The sequence below is a fragment of the Micromonospora sp. WMMD754 genome, from assembly GCF_049315235.1.
In the GTDB taxonomy this organism is placed as follows: domain Bacteria; phylum Actinomycetota; class Actinomycetes; order Mycobacteriales; family Micromonosporaceae; genus Micromonospora; species Micromonospora sediminicola.
The window spans coordinates 4,967,778-4,991,632 of record NZ_CP186058.1 but is presented as its reverse complement, the minus strand read 5'-3'; the positions used below and the strand labels follow the sequence as shown (position 1 = coordinate 4,991,632).

At 77.6% G+C, this 23,855-nt stretch carries 5 protein-coding genes; 1 reads left to right on the top strand and 4 read right to left on the bottom strand.

The annotated features are described in order from the left end of the window. Positions 1 to 9: 9 nt before the first annotated feature. Positions 10 to 5,532, bottom strand: a complete 5,523-nt coding sequence (locus ACN27B_RS24045; RefSeq protein WP_422741579.1) for an SDR family NAD(P)-dependent oxidoreductase — start codon at positions 5,530 to 5,532, stop codon at positions 10 to 12. 227 nt (positions 5,533 to 5,759) lie between these two features. Here ACN27B_RS24045 and ACN27B_RS24040 point away from each other — a divergent pair, with 227 nt between their 5' ends. After that, the gene (locus tag ACN27B_RS24040) at positions 5,760 to 6,518 is read left to right on the top strand and encodes a thioesterase II family protein (protein ID WP_422741578.1); all 759 of its coding nucleotides are present in this window, start codon (positions 5,760 to 5,762) and stop codon (positions 6,516 to 6,518) included. A 64-nt stretch (positions 6,519 to 6,582) separates the two neighbouring features. Here ACN27B_RS24040 and ACN27B_RS24035 read toward each other — a convergent pair whose 3' ends face one another. From ACN27B_RS24035 to ACN27B_RS24025, 3 genes are read right to left on the bottom strand one after another with little or no spacing between them, the layout of a single operon-like run. Then, the gene (locus tag ACN27B_RS24035) at positions 6,583 to 7,470 is read right to left on the bottom strand and encodes an SAM-dependent methyltransferase (RefSeq protein ID WP_355525918.1); all 888 of its coding nucleotides are present in this window, start codon (positions 7,468 to 7,470) and stop codon (positions 6,583 to 6,585) included. Between the two features lie 29 nt (positions 7,471 to 7,499). After that, positions 7,500 to 9,062 (bottom strand): bifunctional 3-(3-hydroxy-phenyl)propionate/3-hydroxycinnamic acid hydroxylase, encoded by a 1,563-nt coding sequence (locus ACN27B_RS24030; protein WP_422741577.1) that lies wholly within the window; start codon positions 9,060 to 9,062, stop codon positions 7,500 to 7,502. Positions 9,063 to 9,090: 28 nt separating this feature from the next. Further along, complete coding sequence (locus tag ACN27B_RS24025) at positions 9,091 to 23,748, bottom strand: SDR family NAD(P)-dependent oxidoreductase (protein ID WP_422741576.1); 14,658 nt, start codon at positions 23,746 to 23,748, stop codon at positions 9,091 to 9,093. Positions 23,749 to 23,855: the final 107 nt, after the last annotated feature.

The window sequence follows — 23,855 nt, the reverse complement described above, 5'->3', positions numbered from 1 at the left end:
TGTCGCGGGTCAGGACCGGCCGAAGCGGCTGTCGATGAAGTCGAACAGTTCGTCGTCGCTGGCGTCGTCGAGGGTGGCGGCGACCTCGCCGCCGTCGCCGTCCCAGCGGGTGAGCAGGGCCCGCAGGCGCGCCGCCACGGCGGCGCGGGTCTCCTCGTCGGCGGTCAGCTCGGCGAGCGTGTCGGCCGGGGTGGCGGCGAACGCCGCCTCGAGGCGGTCCAGCTCGTCGAGGAGGGTGGGCGCGGCCGGGGCCGGTCCGAGCCGCGTCAGCAGGTGCCCGGTGAGGGCGGCCGGGGTGGGGTGGTCGAAGACCAGCGTGGCCGGCAGCGCGAGACCGGTCCGGGTGGTGAGCCGGTTACGCAGGTCGACCGCGGTGAGGGAGTCGAAGCCGAGTTCGGTGAAGGAACGCTCGGGGCCGACCGCCGCTGCCGAGGCGTACCCGAGCACGTCGGCGACCTGGCCGGCGACCAGCTCGGCGACCAGGCGGGCGCGGTCCTCGGCGGACGCCCCGGCGAGCCGGTCGCGCAGGCCGCCGCCGGCCGCGGCGACGCGGCGCGCGGGCCCGCCGGCGAGGCCGTGCAGCGGCGCCGGCAGCTGGTCGCGGCCGACGCGGGTACGCAGCGTCGCCAGGTCGAGGTGGACGGGGAGCAGCAGCGGACGCCGGCCGCGCCGGCTGGCGTCGAGGAGGGCGAGCGCCCGGTCGGTGGTGAGCGCGACGATGCCCTGGCGGGTGAGGCGGTCCCGGCCGGCGGCGCCCAGGTCCCGGGTCATCCCGCCGGCTTCGGCCCACGGTCCCCAGGCCAGCGAGGTGGCGGCGAGTCCGGCGGCGCGCCGCTGGTGGGCGAGACCGTCGAGGAAGGCGTTGGCGGCCGCGTAGTTGCCCTGCCCGGGCGCGCCGAGCGGACCGGCGATCGAGGAGAACAGCACGAACATGGGCAGGTCGAGGTGGCGGGTGAGGTCGTGCAGGTGCCAGGCGGCGTCGGCCTTGGGCCGCAGCACGGCGTCGACCCGCTCCGGGGTGAGCGCGGTGACCACCGCGTCGTCGAGCGTGCCGGCGGCGTGCACCACACCGGCGAGCGGGTGTTCGGCGGGGACGCCGGCGAGCAGGTCGGCGAGCTGCGCGCGGTCGGCCACGTCGGCGGCGGCCAGGCGGGCCCGGGCGCCGAGACGGGTGAGGTCGGCGAGCAGGTCCGCGGCGCCGGGCGCGTCGGCGCCGCGGCGGCCGACCAGCAGCAGGTGGCGGACCTTGTGGTGGGTGACGAGGTGCCGGGCGACGAGGCCGCCGAGCGCGCCGGTGGCGCCGGTGACCAGGACCGTCCCGTCGGGGACGAGGTCGACGGCGCCGGTCGGGTCGGGTTCGGCCGGGGCGAGGCGCGGCACGAGCAGCCGGCCGTCGCGGAGCGCGACCTGCGGCTCGTCGGCGGCGAGCGCGCGGCCCAGCAGCTCGGGGTCGTCGCCGTCGAGGTCGGCGAGGACGAGCCGGCCGGGGTGTTCGAGCTGGGCGGCGCGGACCAGCCCCCACACGGCGGCGCCGGCGAGGTCGGTGACCGTGCCGTCGGCGGGTACCGCGCCCCGGGTGCACACCACGAGCCGGCGGCCGGCGAACCGGTCGTCGGCGAGCCATTCCTGGAGCAGGGCGAGGGTGGCGGCCAGCCGGGCGCGGGTGGCGGCGAGCGGGTCGCTTGCCGGGGCGTCACCGGCGGGCACGAGCACCAGCCGGGCGTCGTCGTCCAGCGCGGCCAGGCCCGTCGCCGGGTCCAGCGGCACGATCCCGGCGGCCGGTCGGGCCGGCGGCGGCACCGGGTTCCAGCGCAGGTCGTAGAGGGGCAGGTCGGCGGCGCCGGCGTCGAGCTGTTCGGCGGCGAGCGGTCGGGACACCAGGGAGTCGACGCGGGCCACCGGCGCGCCGGTGGCGTCGGCGAGGGTGAGCGTGGTGGCGGGACCGCTGCGGGTGAGGCGTACCCGCAGGTGGGTGGCACCCTCGGCGGCGAGGCTGACGCCGCTCCACGCCCACGGCAGGCGGGCCCCGGCGTCGTCGGTGGCGTCGTCGTCGGTGAGGCCGACGACGTGCAGCGCGGCGTCGAGCAGCGCCGGGTGCAGCGCGTACCCGGCGGTGTCGGCGTCGTCGGGCAGTTCCACCTCCGCGGCGGCCCCGTCGGGGGTACGCCAGGCGGCGCGCAGCCCCCGGAACGTGGGCCCGTGTTCGACGCCGAGGTCACGCAGGCGGGCGTAGACCGGTTCGACCGGCACGGGGGTGGCGTCGGATGGCGGCCACCCGGTCAGCGGTTCGGCGGTCTCGCCGGCGCCGGGGGCGAGGATCCCGTCGGCGTGGGCGGTCCAGTCGGCGTGCGGGTCGTCGGCGGGCCGGGAGTGGACGGTGATGCGACGCCGGCCCTGCTCGTCGGCGGCGGCCAGGTGCAGTTGGAGGGCCCGGGCGCCGTCGTCGGGCAGCACGAGCGGCGCGGCGAGGGTCAGTTCCTCGACGGTGTCGCAGGCGGCCTGCGCGCCGGCGTGCAGGGCCAGTTCGACGAGCGCGGTGCCGGGGACGACGACCCGGCCGCGGACCACGTGGTCGGCGAGCCAGGGCTGGGTACGCACGGACAGCCGGCCGCCGTGGACGCGGACGTCGCCGGCGGCGGTGACGAGCGCGGTGTCGAGCAGCGGGTGCCCGGTGGCGCGGGCGCCCAGACCGGCGGTGTCGTGTCCGGAGGCGCGGGCGTCGATCCAGTACCGCTGGTGCTGGAAGGCGTAGGTGGGCAGGTCGACGGTGGCGGGCCGGTCGCCGTCCACGGTGTACCAGGCGGCCCAGTCGACGGGGGTGCCGGTGACGTGCAGCCGGGCCAGCGCGGTGGTCAGCGCCAGCGGTTCGCTCTGGTCCCTGCGCAGCGCCGGAACGTGGTGCACGACCCGGTCGGCGGGCACGTCGGCGGCCATCGCGGTCAGCGTGGCGTCCGGCCCGACCTCCAGGACCGTGGTCACGCCGAGGTCGTGCAGGGTGGTGACGCCGTCGGCGAAGCGGACCGCCTCGCGGACGTGCCGCACCCAGTACTCGGGTGTCGCGATGTCGTCGGGCTCGGCGAGCCGCCCGGTCAGGTTCGACACGATCGGCAGCGTCGGCGACCGCCAGTCCAGGTCGGCGATCGCGGCCCGGAAGTCGTCCAGCATCGGCTCCATCAGACGCGAGTGGAACGCGTGACTCACCGCCAACCGCTTCACCCGCCAACCCCGCGCGACGCACTCCCCCGCCACCCGGTCCAGATCCACCAGAGCGCCCGACAGCACCACCGACGACGGACCGTTCACCGCCGCCACGTCGACACCACCACCCGTGCCGCCCACAATCGGCTGCGCGCCGACACCCTCGGCTGCCCGCAGCGGCCCACCCGCCGAGGCGGCGGAGCCCGCCGTGGCGTCACCCGAGCGCAGCAGCGCGCGAACCTGTTCCTCCGACGCCCCGACCGCCAGCATCCCGCCGCCGGCCGGCAGCGCCTGCATCAACGCACCGCGCGCCGCCACCAACCCGACCGCGTCGTCCAGCGACAGCACCCCCGCCACATGCGCGGCGGTCACCTCACCGATCGAATGCCCGGCGAGGTAGTCGACCCGCACACCCCACGACGACAGCAACTCCCACAGAGCAACCTCGACCGCGAACAACCCCGCCTGCGCGTAGACCGTCCGATCCAGCAGGTCCCCGCCCTCGAACACCACCTCCCGCAACGACCGATCCAGGCGACCCTCGAACGCCCCGCACACCCGGTCGAACGCCTCAGCGAACACCGGAAACGCCGCGTACAACCCCCGGCCCATCCCGGCGCGCTGCGAGCCCTGACCGGTGAACACCACCGCCCGCCGACCCGACACCACCTCGCCCGACACCACACCCGGCGCCGTCCCGCCCTCGGCCAGCGCCAACAGGCCCGCCAGCAACGCGTCCCGGTCCACGCCGACCACCGCGGCCCGATGCTCCAGCGCCGCACGCCCGGCCGCCAGGGACCAGCCGACCTCGACCGGCGACACGTCGTCCCGGTCCCGGAGGTGGTCGACCAGCCGCGCGGCCTGGGCGGCGAGGGCCGGCGCCGAACGCGCCGACACCGTCCACGACAGGACCGGCGGTGCCGTGCCCACGGCCGCGTCGTCCGCGACCGGCTCGGGCGCCTCCAGGATCACGTGGGCGTTGGTGCCGGAGATGCTGAACGAGGACACGGCGGCCCGGCGGGGCCGGTCGGTCGCCGCTGGCCAGGGCCGCGCCGACGTGGCCAGCTCCACCGCTCCCGCCGACCAGTCCACCTTCGACGACGGCGCGTCGACGTGCAGCGTCGCCGGGACCGTGCCGTGCCGCATGGCCTGGACCATCTTGATCACACCGGCCACGCCGGCGGCGGTCTGGACGTGGCCGATGTTCGACTTCACCGAGCCGAGCAGCAACGGCGTGGACCGGTCCTGCCCGTACGTGGCCAGCAGTGCCTGCGCCTCGATCGGATCACCCAACGTGGTGCCGGTGCCGTGCGCCTCCACCACGTCCACCTCCGCGGCGGAGAGCCGGGCGTCGGCGAGCGCGGCCCGGATCACCCGCTGCTGCGACGGCCCGTTCGGCGCGGTCAGGCCGTTCGACGCGCCGTCGGAGTTGACCGCCGAACCGCGTACCACCGCGAGGACGCGGTGGCCGTGCCGGTGGGCGTCGGCGAGGCGCTCGACCAGGAGCACGCCGACGCCCTCGCCGAGGGCGGTGCCGTCGGCGGCGTCGGCGAACGCCCGGCACCGGGCGCCGCGGGAAAGGTTGTTCTGCCGGGTGAAGTCCACGAAGATCGACGGCGTGGGCAGCACGGTCACGCCGCCGGCCAGGGCCAGGTCGGATTCGCCGGACCGCAGCGACCGCACGGCCAGGTGCAGCGCGACCAGCGACGACGAGCAGGCGGTGTCCACCGTGACGGCCGGCCCCTCGAAACCGAGGGCGTAGGACACCCGGCCGGAGCTGACGCTGCCGGCGCTGCCCAGCCCGAGGTAGTCGGCGACGCCGTCGGGCACGTCGGCGGCGCCGGCGGCGTAGTCGGCGTGGGTGAGGCCGGCGAAGACACCGACCCGCCCGCCGCGCAGCGCGGTGGGATCCACGCCGGCGGCCTCGAACGCCTCCCAGGACACCTCCAGCAGCAGCCGCTGCTGCGGGTCCATGGCGAGGGCCTCCCGGGGCGAGATGCCGAAGAACGCCGGGTCGAAGTCGGCGGCGTCGGTCAGGAAGCCGCCCTCCCGCACGCACGAGGTGCCGGGGCGTTCCCGGTCCGGGTCGTAGAGGGTGGCCAGGTCCCAGCCCCGGTCGTCGGGGAACGGGCCGATCGCGTCGCCGCCGGCGGCGACCAGGTCCCAGAGCGCGTCCGGCGAGGTGATCCCGCCGGGGAAGCGGCACGCCATGCCGACCACGGCGATCGGCTCGTGGGCGGAGTCCTCGACGTCGCGGAGCCGTTGCCGGGTCCGCCGCAGGTCGGTGGTGACCCTCTTCAGATACTCCCGGAGCTTCTCTTCGGTGTCCATCAACCTGGCCCTTGGTCGGCGGGGACCGGCCGTTGTCCGGCGCGCACACGTCATCCGGGAGCCACGGGTCCCCTCTGCGGGGAAGCTATGGCGTCGCGCTGAGCTGCGACAACCCCTAACCCGTACGGCCGGTCGGCTAGGGGTGGCCGGGCCGGCGGCGACGCGGCTAGCGTCCGGTGGACCGCCCTGGCGCCCGTCGCGGGCGCCACCGCCGGAAGGACCGCGTGACGATGACCGACCACGACAACGGCCTGTGGGTACGCCGGTTCCACCCGGCCCCGGCGGGCGCCCCGCGCCTGGTGTGCCTGCCGCACGCCGGCGGGTCCGCGAGCTTCTTCTTCCCGGTGTCCCGGGCGCTGTCGCCCGCCGTGGAGGTGCTCAGCGTGCAGTACCCGGGCCGGCAGGACCGCCGCCAGGAGCCCTGCGTGCCGACCATCGGCGAGCTGGCCCGGCAGGTGACCGACGTGCTGCGCCCGTGGACGGACCGTCCACTGGCGATCTTCGGGCACAGCATGGGCGCGACGCTGGGCTTCGAGGTGGCACGGTTGCTGGAGGCGGCGACCGGTGCGCCGGTGGCGCACCTGTTCCCGTCCGGCCGGCGGGCGCCGTCGTGCCACCGGCACGAGACCGTGCACCTGCTCGACGACGAGGGCCTGCTGGCCGACGTGCGGAAGCTCAGCGGCACGAACTCGGCGATCCTCGGTGACCCGGAGATGCTGCGGGCGGCGCTGCCGGCGATCCGCAGCGACTACCGGGCGGCGGAGACCTACACGTACGCCGACGGCCCGAAGCTCACCTGCCCGGTCACGGTGTTCACCGGCGACGCCGACCCGAAGACCACGGTGGACGAGGCGAAGGCGTGGGCGCAGCACACCACCGGCCCCTTCGACCTGCACGTCTTCCCGGGCGGCCACTTCTTCCTGGCACAGCACCAGCCGGCGATCCTGCGTACCCTCTCGGCGGCGCTGACCCGCACGGCGGTCGGCTGACAAGGCGGGCCGCGACCGGCGCCGGCCCCCGCCGCCCGGCCCGGGCGGCGGGGGCCGCGGTCGGTCAGGGCTTCTGCGCCACCGCGATGACGTAGTCGAGCAGCCCCAGCTCCTTCTTGATCAGGTCGGCGTCGCGCCAGTGGTTGGCCATGCCCTTGACCGCGCTGCCGTCGACGGCGGCGCGGAACGCCGGGTCGGCGGGGCGGGCGGCCTGGAACCGCCGCCAGCCCTCCCAGGTGCGGTCGGCGATGGAGTGGACCTCGACGTTGCCGAACCCGGCCTCGGTGAGCTGCTCGCCGTAGGTCCGGCGGTCGTGCCAGTTCTCGTCCGGCAGGCTGAACTTGACGAAGCTCAACGGACCCGAGTTGATCGACATGCGCGGCGTGTCGTTGCTCAGCGGGATGATGTCGGCGGTGGCCAGCGTGCCGCCCGGCCGCAGCACCCGCAGCGCCTCGGCGAAGAACGCGCTGCGCGGGTGGAAGTGGAACGCCGACTCCAGCGCCACCACCCGGTCCACGCTGGCGTCCGGGAACGGCAGGGCGGTGGCGGTGCCGAGCCGGAAGTCGGCCCGGTCGGCCAGACCCTCGCGGCGGGCCCGCTCCTGGGCGTGCTCGACGTGCCGGGGGGTGACGTTGATGCCGTGCACCCGGGCCACCCGGCGGTCCCGCAGCCAGGCGAAGTCCTGGTCGCCGTAGCCGAAGCCGACGTCCAGGACGGTGTCGTCGGGCTTGAACCCGGCGGCGTCGGCGAGCTTGTTCGCCAGCGCCTCGCCGGCCACGTCGATGCTGGTGACGCCCTCCTCCCAGTAGCCGACGTTCATGTAGCGGGAGGTGCGGGCGGCGAACTCGACGTCCGGCGACTGGATCTCGTAGAACCGGCGGACCCGGGTCACCGGGTCCTTGGTGGCCAGGGTCCGGACGACCCGGCCGAGGGTGCGGAGGTTCTCCAGCATGTCAGCTCCTCAGGGCTGGAAGGGGATGGTCAGGGCTGCAGGGCGGGGGCGGAGACCTGCCGGCGCAGGTCGGCCACCACTGTCGCCGCGGCGTCGGGCCCGGTCGCCGCGCCGAAGAGGTAGAAGTCCGGACGGATCAGGGCGGCGTCCGCGCCGCCCAGCCAGGACAGGTACGCGCCGTCGAGGTCGACCAGGTCGTCGGCCGCCGCGTCGCCGTCGGCGGGCCGCACGGTCAGCCGGTACGCGCCGAGGTCGTCGAGGAACGCGGCGGCGTCCGGGTCGAGCGCGGCCGGTTCCCGGGTGAGCAGGACGAAGCCGACGCCCACCACGTCGTCGAAGCCGCCGGTGCGCCCGCCGACGGACACCCGGCCCTGCGGCGCGGGTTCCCCGGCACGCGGCGTCGGCGTGCCGTCGGCGTCGCGGTGCAGCACGCCGTCGACGATCGCCTCGCGCAGCGACCGGACGTGCCGCTGCTGGGTACGCCGGCGCAGCGCGGCCAGCATCACCGAGTCACGGCCGGCGGCCTTCTTCGGGTCGGTCTCGCAGATCACCGCCCCGGAGTCCATGGACATCCGGATCGCGTGCTGCACGTGCGCCCGCCGCTCCACCTGGTAGGTGTCCAGCAGCGCCTCACCGGCGAGGCCCCGGCGCACCAGGTCCAGCTTCCAGGCCAGGTTGACCACGTCGCGGAAGCCGGAACTCATGCCCTGCCCGAGGAACGGCGGCATGACGTGCGCGGCGTCGCCGGCCAGGAACACCCGCCCGCGCCGCCACAGGTCGGCGGAGCAGGCCTGGGTGGTGTAGACGCCGTAGCGGTCCAGCCGGGCGTTGTCCGGGGTGATGTCGAACAGGCCGAGCAGCCGCCAGGCGCTGGCCTCGGTGCGGAAATCCTCCAAGGTCTCCCCCGGCACCCGCATGAACTCCCACCGCCGGTGGTCCGGCCCGGCCGAGACGGCGGTACGCGGGCGGGCCGGGTCGCAGATCTGCAGGTTGTTCGGCCGGAACTCGCGCGGGGTGTGCAGCACCACGTCGCAGACCAGCCAGTCGTGGGTGAAGTCCAGGTCGGTGACGCCTGAGCCGAGCCAACCCCGGACGAAGCTGTTCGCGCCGTCGCAGCCGAGCACCCAGGAGGCGGTGAACGTGTGGCTCCCGCCGTCACCGTCCACGGCGCTCACCTCGACCCGGTCGCCGTGGTCGGCCAGCCCGGTGACCTCCACGCCCCGGCGCACCTCCACCCCGGACAGCGCCGCGCCGCGCTCGGCCAGCCGGTCCTCCAGGCCGGGCTGGTAGAACGACGTCGAGTCGGGCCAGCCGGCCGGCCCGTCGGGGGCGGCGCGCACGTGCAGCAGGGTCCGGCCGAAGCCGTTCTTCCAGGTGTACTCGCCGGACAGTTCGGTCACGTCGGCGAGCCGGTCGGCCACGCCGCAGGCGGCGAGGATCCGGCTGGCCTCGCCGTCGTAGGAGACCGCGCGCGGCATGCTGTACGGGGTGGTCCACTTCTCCAGCACCCGCACCGTGAAGCCGCGCTGTGCCAGCAGGATCGCGGCCACCTGGCCCACCGGGCCGTAGCCCACGATCAGTACGTCGGTCATCGCCGTCCCTCGTTCGTCCGCTGGGCCGCTACAGCCCGAGTTCCGTGTCGATCAGGCTGAAGATCTCGTCGTCGCTGGCCCGGTCGAGGTCCAGGTCGTGGTCGCCGGCGGAGGCGCCGCGCATGGTCCGCCACTTGGCGACCAGCACCTCCAGCCGCGCCGCCACCTGGCTGTGCAGGTCGGCCTCGACGGTCGTCTCGGCCAGCGCCCGCTCCAGGCGTTCCAGCTCGGCCAGGACCGCCGGGGCGGCCTGCCCGCCGTCGGGCACGAGCCGGGACCGCAGGTACGCGGCGAGCGCGGCCGGGTCCGGGTAGTCGAAGACCGCGGTGGCGGGCAGCCGCTCGCCGGTCGCCTCGGTGAGCCGGTTGCGCAGCTCGACCGCGGTGAGCGAGTCGAAGCCCATCTCGTGGAAGGCCTGGCCCTCCCGGACGGCGTCCGGGCTGCCGTGGCCGAGCACCGCCGCGGCGGTGGCCCGGACCAGGTCGAGCAGCAGCGCGGCCTGTTCCGCGCCGGTGAGCGCGCGCAGCCGTGCGCCCAGGTCCGCCCCGCCGGTGGCCGCGCCGGCCCGGGCGCGAGGCCGGTCCGGGCGGACCAGCCCGCGCATCAGCGCCGGCACGCCGGGCCGTGCGGCCAGCGCGGCCCGGTCGACCCGGGTGGGCACGAGGTGTTCCTCCGGCGCGGCCAGGCCGGCGTCGAACAGCGCCAGACCCAGGTCGGACGGGATGGCGAGCTGCCCGTCGCGGGCCGTGGTCGCGCGGTCCACGCCGGCGGTCAGCGTGCTGGCCTGCGCCCACAGACCCCAGGCATACGCGCGGGCCGGCAGGCCGGCCCCGCGCCGGCGGCGGGCCAGCGCGTCCAGCCAGGCGTTGGCGGCGGCGTAGTTGCCCTGCCCGGGTACGCCGAACACCCCGGCGCCGGAGGAGAACAGCACGAAGCCGGCGAGGTCGAGGTCGCGGGTCAGCTCGTCGAGGTGCCGGGCGGCGTCCACCTTGGGCCGGAAGACGGTGTCGATCCGCTCCGGGGTGAGCGCGGTGACCACCCCGTCGTCGAGCACGCCGGCCAGGTGCACCACGGCGGTCAGCGGGTGCGCGGCCGGCACGCCGGCGAGCAGCCCGGCGACGGCGTCCCGGTCGGCCACGTCGGCGGCGGCGACCGTGACGGTGGCGCCGAGCGCGGTCAGCTCGGCGGCGAGGTCGGCCGCGCCGGGCGCGTCCGGGCCACCCCGGCTGGCCAGCAGCAGGTGCCGTACCCCGTGCCCGGTGACCAGCCGGTGGGCCACCAGGCCGCCGAGCAGCCCGGTGCCGCCGGTGAGCAGCACCGTGCCGTCCGGGTCCCACCGTTCCGGCATGGTGAGCACCACCTTGCCGACGTGCCGGGCCTGGCTGACGTAGCGGAACGCGTCCGGGGCCTGCCGGACGTCCCAGGCGCGCACCGGCAGCGGGCGCAGCGCGCCGGCGGCGAACAACGCCAGCAGCTCGGTGAGCATCCGCTGGATCTCGTCCGGGTCGACCTGCGTCAGGTCGTACGCCCGGTAGTCGACGCCCGGGTGGTCGGCGGCGACCCGGGCCGGGTCGCGCAGGTCGGTCTTGCCCATCTCCAGGAACCGGCCGCCGCGCGGCAGCAGCCGCAGCGACGCGTCGACGAACTCGCGGGCCAGCGAGTCGAGCACCACGTCCACGCCGCGTCCGCCGGTGACCGCGCGGAACCGGTCCTCGAAGTCGAGCGTGCGGGACGACGCCAGGTGGTCCTCGGGGACGCCCAGCTCCCGCAGCGCGGTCCACTTGCCCGGGCTGGCGGTGGCGAACACCTCGGCGCCGAGGTGGCGGGCGATCTGCACCGCCGCCATGCCGACGCCGCCGGCCGCCGCGTGCACCAGCACCGACTCGCCGGCCCGCAGGCCGCCCAATCCGACCAGTCCCCGCCAGGCGGTCAGGAACACCACCGGCACGGTCGCGGCCTGCGCGTCGGTCCAGCCGTCCGGCACCGGCACGAGCAGCCGCCGGTCGGTGACCGCGACCGGGCCGAAGCAGCCGGTGAACACGCCGAGCACCCGGTCACCGGGGCGCAGGTCGGTGACCTCGGCGCCGACCTCGGCGACCACGCCGGCCGCCTCGCCGCCGGGCGGACCCGGGTCGCCCGGGTAGAGGCCGAGCGCGTTGAGCACGTCGCGGAAGTTCAGGCCGGCGGCGCGGACCCGTACCCGCACCTCGCGCGGGCGCAGCGGCGCGTCGGCCGCGTCGGTGGGCACCAGCGCGAGGTGGTCGAGGCTGCCCCGCCGGGGCACGTCCAGCCGCCAAGCGGTCGCGTCGGCCGGCGGGGTGAGCGTGGGCGCGTCGGCGCGGCGGGCCAGCCGGGGCACGTACGCGCCGCCGTCGCGCAGCGCCACCTGCGGCTCGTCCGCGGCGAGCAGCGTGGACAGGGTGGCCGCGTCGGGCCCGGTGTCGGCGTCGAGCAGCACGAACCGGTCCGGGTGCTCCGACTGGGCGGAGCGGACCAGGCCCCACGCCGCGGCGGCGTCCGGGTCGCCGACCTCGCCGGGGCCGTGTACGCCGACCGCGCCGGAGGTGAGCAGCACCAGGCGGGTGTCGGTCCAGCGCGGCTCGGCCAGCCACCGCTGCACCAGCGCGAGCGCGTCAGCGGCGAGCCGCCGCGCCCGGTCCGCCGCCGCGTCGTCGTCGGTCGCGGTGGGCCGGCCGGAGCGGCGGGTCGTCGTCGCGGACGCACCGTCGCTCGCCACGATCCCGGCCGTTAGCGGCGCGAGCACCGCGTCGGGCGTCGGGATCCCGGCGTCGATCGCGGCGGCCAGCGCGACCAGATCCGCGTAGCGCGGAAGATCGGCCGAAGCCGCAAGGTCGGCCAGGGCCGGCGGATCGGCCGGGTCGGCGACAGCGGCGATGTCGGCCGGGGTCGTCGGGTCGGCCGCGGCGGGCCGGTCGGTCAGCACAGGCCGGTCGGTCGGGGCGGCGAGCACCGCGATCCGGGCCGGCGCCGGCGCGGGTGGCGTCGGCAGCGGCTGCCAGGTCAGGTGGAACAACGCGTCGGTGACCGCGTCGTCCCGGGCGCCCAGCTCGGCGCGGGAGATCGGCCGCATGGCCAGCGACGCCGCCTCGATCACCGGGGCACCGGTCGGGTCGGTGGCGGTCAGCGCGAACGCGTGCGGGCCGACCCGGCGCAGCCGGACCCGCAGCGACGTCGCGCCGGACGCGTGCAGGGTGAGCCCGTTCCAGGCGAACGGCAGCAGGATCCGGTCGCCGCCGGCCTCGGCCAGGCCACCGAAGTGCGCCGCGTGCAGGGCGGCGTCGAGCAGCGCCGGGTGCAGCGCGTACCGGTCGGCGTCGCCGCGCGGGCCGGGTGGCAGCTCCACCTCGGCGTACACCTCGTCGGCGCCGGCGCGCACGGCCCGCAGCCCGCGGAACGCGGGTCCGTAGCCGTACCCCTCGTCCACCAGGCGCTCGTAGAAGCCGGTCAGGTCGACGGCGGGGGCGTCCGGCGGCGGGGCGGTCGTCGTCGGGGTGGTGCCGGCGGCGGAGAGCGTGCCGCTGCCGTGCCGGGTCCACGCCGCGCCGGCCGGGCCGTCGGCGGGTCGGGAGTGGACGGCGACCGGCCGGCGGCCGTCGTCGGCGGCCGGTCCGACGGCCACCTGGACCTGGGTCGCCGCGTCCTCCGGCAGGGTGAGCGGCGCCTCGATGACCAGCTCGTCGAGGACCGGGCAGCCGACCTCGTCGCCGGCGCGCAGGCACAGCTCGACCAGGCCGGTGCCGGGCACCAGCACCCGGCCGGCGACCCGGTGGTCGGCCAGCCACTGCTGCTCGCCGACCGCCAGCCGGCCGGTGAACAGGTGACCCGAGCCGTCGGCCAGCGGAACGGACGCGCCGAGCAGCGGGTGACCGGCGTCGGCCAGGCCGGCGGCGCCGACGTCGGCGGCGCCGCCGACCGGCCGGGGCCAGTAGCGGCGGTGGGCGAACGCGTACGTGGGCAGGTCGGCCCGGCGGCCACCGGCCAGGGCCGGCTGCCAGTCGACGGGCACCCCGCGCACGTGCAGCTGCGCGACGGCGAGCAGGAACCGGGCCCGGTCGCCCCGGTCACGCTGCAACGAGCCGACCACCACGGCCGGGCGGTCGTGCTCCTGGAGCGTCTGCTCGATGCCGGGCGTCAGCACCGGGTGCGGGCTGCACTCGACGTAGGTGTCGTGGCCCTCGGTGGCGACCGCCCGGATCGCGTCGGCCAGCTCGACCGGCTGGCGTAGGTTGCGGTACCAGTAGTCGGCGTCCATCTCCGGACCGTCCAGCCAGCACAGGTCGGTGGTGGAGTAGATCGGCACGGCGGCCGGGCCGGGCGTGACACCGGCGACGGCCTCGGCCAGCTCGGCGCGGATCCGTTCCACCTGCGGGGAGTGCGACGCGTAGTCGATCGGGACGCGACGCAGCCGCACCCGGTCGGCGGCCAGCTCGGCGGCGAACTCGTCCACCGCGGCGGGCTCGCCGGAGACCACCACGCTGGCCGGTCCGTTCACCGCGGCCACGGCCAGCCGGTCGCCGTAGCGGGCGACCCGCGCGCGGACCGCGTCGACGGCCAACGGCACGGCCGCCATCTCCCCCGCGCCGGCCAGCCGGCGCAGCGCGCGGGCGCGCAACGCCACCAACCGGGCCGCGTCCGGCAGGGACAGCACCCCGGCCACGCAGGCGGCGGCGATCTCGCCCTGCGAGTGGCCGACCACGGCGGCGGGCTGCACGCCGTACGAGCGCCACAGCTCGGCCAGCGACACCATCACCGCGAACAGCAGCGGCTGCACCACGTCGGCCCGGTCCAGGTCGGGCACGCCGGGCGCCTGGCGCAGCAGGTCGCGCAGCGGGTGGTCCAGCCACGGCCGCAGCGCGGCGTCGCAGGCGGCCATCCGTTCGGCGAACACCGGTGACTCGTCGAGCAGGTCCAGCGCCATGCCGGCCCACTGGGAGCCCTGGCCGGGGAAGACGAACACCACCCGGCCGGTGACGGTGGGCTCACCGCGTACCAGGTCGGTGGCGGGCTGGCCGGCGGCGAGCGCGTCCAGGGCGGCGGCGACACCAGCCTGGTCGGCGACGACCACCGCCCGGTGGTCGAAGCCGGACCGGGTGGTGGCCAGCGACCAGGCCACGTCCAGCGGCCGCTGGTCGGGGCGGTCGGCGAGGTGGGCGCGCAGCCGGCGGGCCTGCCCGGCCAGCGCCTCCGGGGTACGCGCGGAGAGCAGCCACGGCAGCGCCGCCGGCCCGGCCGGCGGTTGCGGGTCGGCGGCCGGCTCGGGCGGCGCGGCCTCGACCACCACGTGGGCGTTGGTGCCGCTGATGCCGAACGAGGAGACGCCGGCGCGGGCCGGCCGATCGGCGCGCGGCCAGGGCCGGGCCTCGGTGAGCAGGTCGACCGCGCCGGCCGCCCAGTCGACCCGGCTGGTGGGGCGCTCGGCGTGCAGCGTGCGGGGCAGCCGGCCGTGCCGCATGGCGAGGACGACCTTGAGTACGCCGGCCACGCCGGCCGCGGCCTGGGTGTGGCCGAGATTGGACTTGACCGAGCCGAGCAGCAGCGGCGCGACGCCGTCCGGCCGCCGGCCGTAGGTGGCCAGGAGCGCCTCGGCCTCGATCGGGTCGCCGAGCGGGGTGCCGGTGCCGTGCGCCTCGACCGCGTCCACGTCGGCGGGGTCGAGCCCGGCGGCGGCAAGCGCGGCCCGGATCACCCGTTCCTGGGACGGCCCGTTCGGGGCGGTGAGCCCGTTGGACGCGCCGTCGGAGTTCACCGCCGAGCCGCGCACGAGGGCCAGCACCGGGTGGCCGCGCCGGCGGGCGTCGGAGAGCCGTTCCACCACCAGCACGCCGACGCCCTCGGACATGCCGAACCCGTCGGCCTCCTCGGCGAACGCCTTGCACCGGCCGTCCGGGGCGAGGCCGCGCTGGCGGCTGAACCCGGTCAGCCCGGCCGGGCCGGACAGCACCGACACGCCGCCGGCGAGGGCCAGGTCGCAGTCGCCCTGGCGCAGGGCCTGCGCGGCCAGGTGCAACGCCACCAGGGACGCGGAGCAGGCGGTGTCCACGGTGACCGCCGGCCCCTCCAGGCCGAGCGCGTACGCGACCCGTCCGGACAGGACGCTCGCGGCGGTGCCGGTGAGCAGGTGCCCCTCGTCGGCGATGGTCTCCCCGTCGTCGGAGGTGGCGCCGGGGGCGATCCGGTCGGTGTAGTCCTGGCCGTGGGTGCCGGCGAACACGCCGGTACGGCTGCCGCGCAGCGTGTCCGGGTCGATGCCGGCCCGTTCCAGCGCCTCCCAGGACGTCTCCAGCAGCAGCCGGTGCTGCGGGTCCATGGCCAGGGCCTCGCGCGGGCTGATGCCGAAGAACGCGGCGTCGAAGTCGGCCAGGCCGGTGAGGAAGCCGCCGGCGCGGGTGTAGGTGCGGCCGGGGGTGCCGGGCTCCGGGTCGTACAGGTCGGCCAGCGGCCAGCCCCGGTCGGTGGGCAGCTCGCCGATCACCTCGCCACCGGCGTCGAGCAGCCGCCACAGCTCCTCCGGGGAGCCGATGCCGCCGGGGAACCGGCAGGCCATGGCGACCACCGCGACCGGTTCGTCCAGCGCCACGGTGGTCGCGTCGGCGACCTCGGCGGCGGTGGTGCCGAGCAGCCGGGCGTGCAGGTGCGCGGCGAGCAGTTCCGGGGTGGGGTGGTTGAACACCGCGTGCGGGGCGAGCCGGACGCCGGTGGCGGCGGCGAGCCGGTTGCTCAGCTCCACCGCCATCAGCGAGTCGAAGCCGAGGTCCTTGAACGGCCGGCGCGGCTCGACCAGCTCCGGACCGGCGTGGCCGAGGACCGTGGCGCAGCGGGCGCGGACCAGGTCCAGCAGCAGCGCGGCCCGCTCCGGCTCGCCGAGCCCGGCCAGCCGGGCGGCGAGACCGGTCCCGGTCGCGCCCGGTTCCGCGACGACGGCCCGGCGCGGGGGCGGCGGCAGCAGCGCCCGCAGCAGCGCCGGCACCTCCCCGGTGGCGCGGACCGCGGCCAGGTCCAGCCCGATCGGCACCAGCGCCGCCGGTCCGGCGCGCAGCGCGGCGTCGAACAGCGCCAGTGCGGCGGGGGTGTCCAGCGGCCGGGTGCCGGCGCGGGCGAGCCGGGCGAGGTCGGCGGCGCCGAGCCGGCCGGCCATCCCCTCGGTCTCGGCCCACAGGCCCCAGGCGAGCGCGGTGCCCGGCAGCCCGCGGGCGCGGCGGTACGCGGCGAGCGCGTCGAGGAACGCGTTGCCGGCGGCGTAGTTGCCCTGGCCGGGGCTGCCGAAGGTGGCCGAGGCGGAGGAGAACAGCACGAACGCGGCCAGGTCGAGGTCGGCGGTCAGCTCGTGCAGGTGCCAGGCGCCGCGCACCTTGGCCCGCAGCGCCACCGCCCAGCGGTCCGGGTCGAGGTCGGTGAGCAGGGCGTCGGCGGTGGCGCCGGCGGCGTGCACCACCGCGACCAGCCGGTCGGCGAGCGGGGCGAGCACGGCGGCGAGGGCGTCCCGGTCGGCCGCGTCGGCGGCGACCAGCCGGACGGTGACACCGGCCCGGGTCAGCTCGTCGATCCAGGGCGCGGGCCGGGCGGTGCGGCTGAGCAGCACCAGCTCGCGCACCCCGTACGCCTCGACCAGGTGGGTGGCGACGTGCCGGCCGACGCCGCCGGTGCCGCCGGTGACCAGGACCGCGCCGCCGGCCAGCGCGGGCGGCGCGTCGGTCTCCGGTTCACCGGCCCCGCGCAGCCGGGGCAGCAGGGCGCGGCCGTCGCGGACCGCGACCTCCGGCTCGTCGTCGGCGGCGGCGAGCGCGGCGCGGACCGTGGCGTCGTCGGTGGCGTCGAGGTGCAGCAGCAGGAACCGGCCGGGGTGTTCGGCGCGGGCGACGCGCAGCAGGCCGGCGGCCGGGGCGTGCGCCGGATCGCCGTCGCGGACCGCGACCGCCAGCGTGGTGTCGGAGGCGCGCGGGTCGTCGAGCCAGCGGCGCAGCACCGCCAGCAGGTCCCGGCCGATCGTGTCGGCCCGCTGCGCGACGGTGGCGTCCGGGTCGCCGTCGGGCAGGCGCAGCACCAGCACCGGGGGCAGCGGCCCGGCCGGGGGTACGGCGTCGGCGAGCGTCCACGTGGGCACCGGCCCGGTCGGCGCGGGCGTCCAGTCGACCGTGTACAGGCCGGCCGGGGCGGTCTCCGGGGTCGGCGCGCCGGCCGCCGGCACCGCCACGGCCCGCAGCGCGATCCGGTCGACGTCGAGCACCGGGCGGCCGGCGTCGTCGACGGCGCTGAGCGTCACCCCGTCCGCGCCGGCCGGGGCCAGGGTGACCCGCAGCGCGTACGCGCCGGTGGCGTGCCGGCGCACGCCGGTCCACCCGGTCGGCTCGATCCGCTCCCCCGGCCCGGCCGGCGGGGCGAACCCGGCCAGCGGGAGCAGGCGCACCGCGGCGTCGAGCACGTCGGGGTGCACGCCGTACCGCTCGGCATCCGGGTCGGCGGCGTCGGGCAGCCGCACGTCGAGGTGCAGCCGGTCCCCGGCGGTCCAGGCGGCCCGCAGCAGCGGGTGCGCCGCGTCGACCGGCCGGGCGCCGGCCGGCGGCCAGGTCACGGCCGGTACGCCCGGCGCGGTGAGCGGGTCGGCCGGGGCGAGCGTGGCGTCGGCGACGGCCCGCCAGGGCTCGTGCTCGCCGGCGCGGACGTGGCAGCGGGCGACCCGGCGGCCGGTCCCGTCCGGTCCGGCGACGTCGATCTGGAGGTCGACGGCCAGCCCGGCGGGCAGCGGCACCGGTTCGGGCGTGCGCAGGTGCTGCAGCACCGGCGCGTCGAGCCGCTCCCCGAGGTGGGTGAGCGCGTCGAGCAGCGCGGACGCGGGCAGCAGCGGCGCGGCGCCGTCCGGCGTGGCCGGTCGGGAGGTGGTGAACCGGCCGGTGGCGACCACCTGGCCGGTGCCGGCCACCGGCAGCACGGTGGCGAGCAGAGGGTGCCCGGTGTCGCCGGTCGGCGCGCCGGGTGCGGCGGGCAGCCAGTAGTGCCGGTGCCGGAACGCGTAGGTGGGCAGCGGGACGGGCGCGTGCGGGCCCGGCCCGGCCAGGGCGGCCCGGTCGACCGGCACGCCACGCACGTGCAGCCCGGACACGGCGGTGAGCAGCGCCACCGGTTCGGGCACGCCGCCGCGCAGGGTCGGCACGCAGGCGAGGTCGTCGCCGCCGTCGGCGAGGCAGTCGGCGGCCATCGCGGTGAGCACGCCGCCGGGACCGACCTCGAGGAACGTGGTGGCGCCCTCGGCGCGCAGCGCGCGGACACCGTCGCGGAAGCGCACGGTGTCGCGGACGTGCGCCACCCAGTGCTCGGGCGAGGCGAGCCGGGCCGGGTCGACCGGCGCGCCGGTGAGCGTGGACACCACCGGCACCTGCGGCGCGCGGTAGGTCAGTCCGGCGGCGACCGCGCGGAACGCGTCGAGCATCGGCGCCATCCGGGGCGAGTGGAACGCGTGCGACACGCGCAGCCGGCTGGTCCGGCGACCGGCGGCGCGCAGCGTCGCGGCGACCGCGTCGACCGCGTCGGCGTCACCGGAGAGGACCACGGCGGTCGGCCCGTTCACCGCGGCCAACCCGACCCGGTCGGTGAGGTGGGGCCGCACCTCCGTCTCGTCCGCCTCGACCGCGACCATCGCGCCGCCGACCGGCAGCGCCTGCATGAGCCGGGCCCGCGCGGCGACCAGCGCCGCCGCGTCGGCGAGCGGGAACACGCCGGCCACGTGCGCGGCGGCCAGCTCGCCGATCGAGTGGCCGAGCAGCAGGTCGGGGCGGACGCCCCAGGATTCGAGCAGCCGGTGCAGCGCCACCTCGACGGCGAACAGTGCGGGCTGGGTGTAGCCGGTCTGGTCGAGCAGGTCGGCCCGGGCGTCGCCGGCGGGCGCGAGGACCACGTCGGCGACCGGGTGCGGGACGTGCCCGGCGAGGTGCCGGTCCAGTTCCGCGCACGCGGCGTCGAACGCCTCGGCGTAGACCGGGTACGTCTCGCGCAGTTCCCGGCCCATGCCGGGGCGTTGCCCGCCCTGCCCGCCGAACAGCACGGCGAGCCGCCCGTCGCCGACCCGGCCGGTGAGCACCCCGGCGGGTTCCGCGTCGCCGCGGCTCAACGCGGTCAGCCCGGCGCGCGCGTCGGCCGGGTCGCGGACCAGCAGCGCCGCCCGGTGCTCCAGCGCCGCCCGGGTGGTGGCCAGCGCGTACGCCACGTCGGCCGGGTCGGCCTCGTGCCGGTCGAGCCAGGTGGACAGTCGGGCCGCCTGGTCGCGCAGGCCTTCCCGGCTGGCGGCGGAGAGCAGCCACGGCACGGTGGCGGGCGTGTCCCGGTCGGCGGTCGGCGCGGCCGGCGCGGCCGGTGGGGCCTCGACGATGACGTGGGCGTTGGTGCCGCTGATGCCGAACGAGGAGACGCCGGCCCGGTGCGGGCGGTCGACCTCGGGCCACGGCCGGGCCTCGGTCAGCAGCTCCACCGCGCCGGCCGACCAGTCCACCTCGCGGGTCGGCGCGTCCACGTGCAGCGTGCGCGGCAGCGTCCCGTGGCGCAGCGCCAGCACCATCTTCATCACCCCGGCCGCGCCGGCCGCCGCCTGGGTGTGCCCGAGGTTCGACTTGAGCGAGCCGAGCAGCAGCGGCGTGGCCGCGTCCCGGCCCCGGCCGTACGTGGCCAGCAGCGCCTGCGCCTCGATCGGGTCGCCGAGCCGGGTGCCGGTGCCGTGCGCCTCGACCGCGTCCACGTCGCCCGGTCCGAGCCCGGCGGCGGCCAGCGCCCGGCGGATGACCCGTTCCTGGGCCGGGCCGTTGGGCGCGGTGAGCCCGTTGGACGCGCCGTCGGAGTTGACCGCGGAGGCGCGCAGCAGCGCCAGCACCGGGTGGGCGTGACGGCGCGCGTCGCTGAGCCGTTCCAGCAGCAGCACGGCGACGCCCTCGGACCAGCCGGTGCCGTCGGCGGCGTCGGCGAACGCCTTGCACCGGCCGTCCGGGGCGAGGCCGCGCTGGCGGCTGAACTCGACGAACGCCTGCGGGGTGCCCATCACGGCGACGCCGCCGGCCACCGCGAGGGAGCAGTCCCCGGCGCGCAGCGCCTGCGCGGCCAGGTGCAACGCCACCAGCGACGACGAGCAGGCGGTGTCCACGGTCACCGCGGGCCCCTCCAGGCCCAGCGCGTACGCGACCCGCCCGGACACCACGCTGCCGGCGGTACCGACGCCGAGGTACCCCTCGGTGCCGGGCGGCGCCTGCCCCACCTGGGCCGCGTAGTCGTGGTGCATCACGCCGGTGAACACACCGGTGGCGCTGCCGCGCAGCGCGGTCGGGTCGATCCCGGCCCGCTCGAACAGCTCCCAGGACGTCTCCAGCAGCAGCCGTTGCTGCGGGTCCGTCGCGAGGGCCTCGCGCGGGCTGATGGCGAACAGGGTGGCGTCGAAGTCCCCGGCGCCGGCCAGGAAACCGCCGACCCGCGCGTACGAGGTGCCGGGCCGGTCGGGGTCGTCGGAGAAGAGGTGGGTCAGATCCCAGCCCCGGTCGGTGGGGAACCCGGTCAGTCCCTCCCGCCCGGAGTCCAGCAGGTCCCACAGCTCCTCGGGGCCGGTGACGCCGCCGGGCAGCCGGCAGGCCATGGCGACGATGGCCACCGGGTCGTCGGTGACGACCGGGCCCGACCGGTGCCCGGTGTCCGGGGCGGCGGCGCCGCGCAGCAGCGTGGCCAGGTGCCGGGCGAGCGCGGCGGGGGTGGGGTGGTCGAACGCGGCGGTGGCGGACAGCCGCGCCCCGGTGGCCCGGTTCAGCCGGTCCCGTAGCGCGACCGCGCGGACGGAGGTGAATCCCAGGTCGGTGAACGCCCGGTCCGGCCGGACCGCGCCCGGCCCGGGCAGCCCGGCGACCTCCGCGGTGCTCGCGCGGACCAGGTCGGCCAGGAGCCGGTCGCCGGCGGCGGTGGTGAGCGCGGCGAGCCGGCGGCGCAACGCGTCCACGTCGCCGTCGGCGCGGGTCGGGCCGCGCCACGCCGGGTGGGTGGCCACCCGGTCGGCCGGTTCGGCCACCAGCACCAGGTCGTCGCCGTCGTGCGCGACGTCGAACGCGGCCGTCTCGGCCCACGCCGGTCCGGCCACGCCGACCAGCCGGGCCGGCAGCCCGGCCGCGTGCCGCCGGGCGACCAACGCGTGCAGCGCGGCGACCGCGCCGGCCGCGCCCTCCCGTCCGGCCGCGCCGAGCAGCAGGTCGGCGGGGACGAGCACGGTGTACGCGGTGGCGCCGGCGTGCCGGGTGCGCAGGTCCAGCCGGCCGGCGAGGTCGAGCAGCCGGGCGGCGCGGTCCGGGTCGTCCAGGTCGGCGTCGGACAGCCGCAGCACCGCCGCGCCGAGCGGTGGGGTCGACGTGTCGTGGTGACCGGCCGGTCCCGCGTCCGCCTCGGGGAACCGGTGCGCGGTGATCTCGGCGCCGGTCCCGGCGAGCGCCGGAGCCGGACCGGTCCGGTCGACGGAGGCCGGCCACACGGTGCGGGCGCCGTGCGCGCCGGTCAGGTGCCGGGCCAGCGTCGCGCCCTCCTCGGTGTCCGCGCCGACGAGCGCCACCGGCGCGTACGGGTCGAGCACCGTGGCGGCACGCTCCCGGGCCGGCGCGCCGGCCGGCGCGGGGGCGGCGTACCGGGCGGTGCCGGCGCGCAGCGCGACCTGCGCCGCTGCGGCGTCCACCACTGACGGCAGCAGCGCGGTCGAGCGGGGGTCGCCGTCGGTGTCGACCAGCACGATCCGGCCCGGGTCCGCGGCCTGCCGGCAGCGCGCCCGGGCCCACGCGACGTCGGCGGCCGGGACGAGGTCGGGGTCGTCCGGCGCGTCGGCCGTGGACGCGTCCACCGCGCCGCTGGTCAGCACCAGCACCCGGGCGTCGGCGTACCGGCCGTCGTCGAGCCACCCGTCGAGCGCGGCCGGGTCGGCGTCGACCACCACCAGCACGTCGGCACCGGCGTCGGACGGTCCGGTATGGACGTCCGCCCCCTCGGCGGCGAGCGCGGCGGCGACGGGCTCCGCGTCGGCGCCGACCACCGCCCAGCGCCGGGCGACGTCGGCTGTGGCGGTCGGTTCGAGGGGCCGCCAGGTGAGTCGGGTCAGCGCCTCGTGGTGGGTGCCGTTGACCGCCCGCAGGCGGGCCGGTCGCTCCCGCAGCAGCCGCCGGGTGACCTTCCCCGAGGCGGTGCGGGGCACCGCGTCGATCTCGTACAGCTCCTGCGGCACCTTGTGGTACGCGAGCCGTTCCCGGCAGGCGGCGTACGCGGCGGCCGGCGCGAAGCCCTCCGGCGCGGGCACCACGTAGGCCACCGGCACCTCGCCGAGCACCTCGTGCGGGCGGCCGGTCACCGCCACGTCGGCGACGCCGGGCACGGCCCGCAGCACGTCCTCCACCTCGACCGGGTGCACCTTCTCCCCGCCCCGGATGATCAGTTCGCGGTGCCGGCCGGTGACGAAGAGGTTCCCGTCGCCGTCGCGGCGGGCCAGGTCGCCGGTGCGGTACCAGCCGTCGCGCAGCGCCGCCGCGGTCGCCTCGGGCAACCCGTGGTAGCCGACCATGACCCCCGGCCCGCGGACCCACACCTCACCCTCGTCGCCGGTCGCCACGTCCCGGCCGGTCTCCGGGCTGACCAGGCGGACGTCGACGCCGGTCACCGGCTGCCCGCAGGAGCCCTCGACCCGGGGCCGGTCCGGTCGGGTCACCGCGATCGAGCCGCACGTCTCGGTGCTGCCGTACGCGTCGAGCAGCGGCGCGTCGAAGACCTCCTCGAACGCGCGGCGCAGTTCCCCGGTGGTGATCGCGCCGCCGACCAGGCAGACCCGCAGCGCGGGTGCGCGGAACCCGTCGGCGCGGGCGGCGGCGACCAGGTGGTGGTACATGGCCGGGACGCCGGCCAGCACGGTCGCCTCGTCCTCGGCGACCGCGCGCAGCACGTCGGCGGCGGCGAACCCGTCGACCAGGCGGGCGCTCGCGCCGACCGCGGTCACGCTCAGCACGCAGCCGATGTGGGAGAGGCTGTGGAACAGCGGCAGCGGCCAGACCACCCGGTCGGCGGAGGTCAGGTCCGGCACCGGCACGTAGCAGGCGGCCACCGACCACAGGCAGGTGCGCTGGGTGGAGAGCACGCCCTTGGGCCGGCCGGTGGTGCCGGAGGTGTAGAGCATCCAGGCGACCTCGTCCAGGCCGAGGTCGTCGCGGGCGTCGGCCACCGGCGGCGCGTCGACGAGCGCCGGCCAGGCGGTCGCCCCGTCCGGGTACGGCCCGTCTCCGGTCACCCAGATCCGCAGGTCGGGCCGGCCCGCGCGCAGCCGCCGGAGCTGGTCGAGGTGTCCCGGGTCGGTGACCACCAGCACCGCGCCGGAGTCGTCCAGCAGGTGGGCCAGCTCCGCGTCGGTGCTGCGCGGGTTCAGCGGTACGCCGACCGCGGCGGCCCGGGTCACGGCCAGCCAGGTCTCCACCGTCTCCACCCGGTTGCCCAGGCAGAACGCGACCCGGTCGCCCCGGGCCACACCGGCGTCGACCAGGTGCCCGGCCAGCCGTCGGGTGACCGCCTCCAGCCCGGCCCAGTCCACCGCCCGGTCCGCGTCGCGGAACGCCACCCGGTCCGGCAGCCGGTCGGCGTGGGCCCGGAGCAGCTCCGGCACCGGCTGGACCAGGTCACTGCGCAGCATGTCACCACATCCGTCCCTCGCCGTAACGGCCCAAGTCTGGCCAGCGGCCCGGCGACGACCTACCCCTGTCGCCCCCTAACCGGACCCCGGTTCCCGGCCGCGCCCGG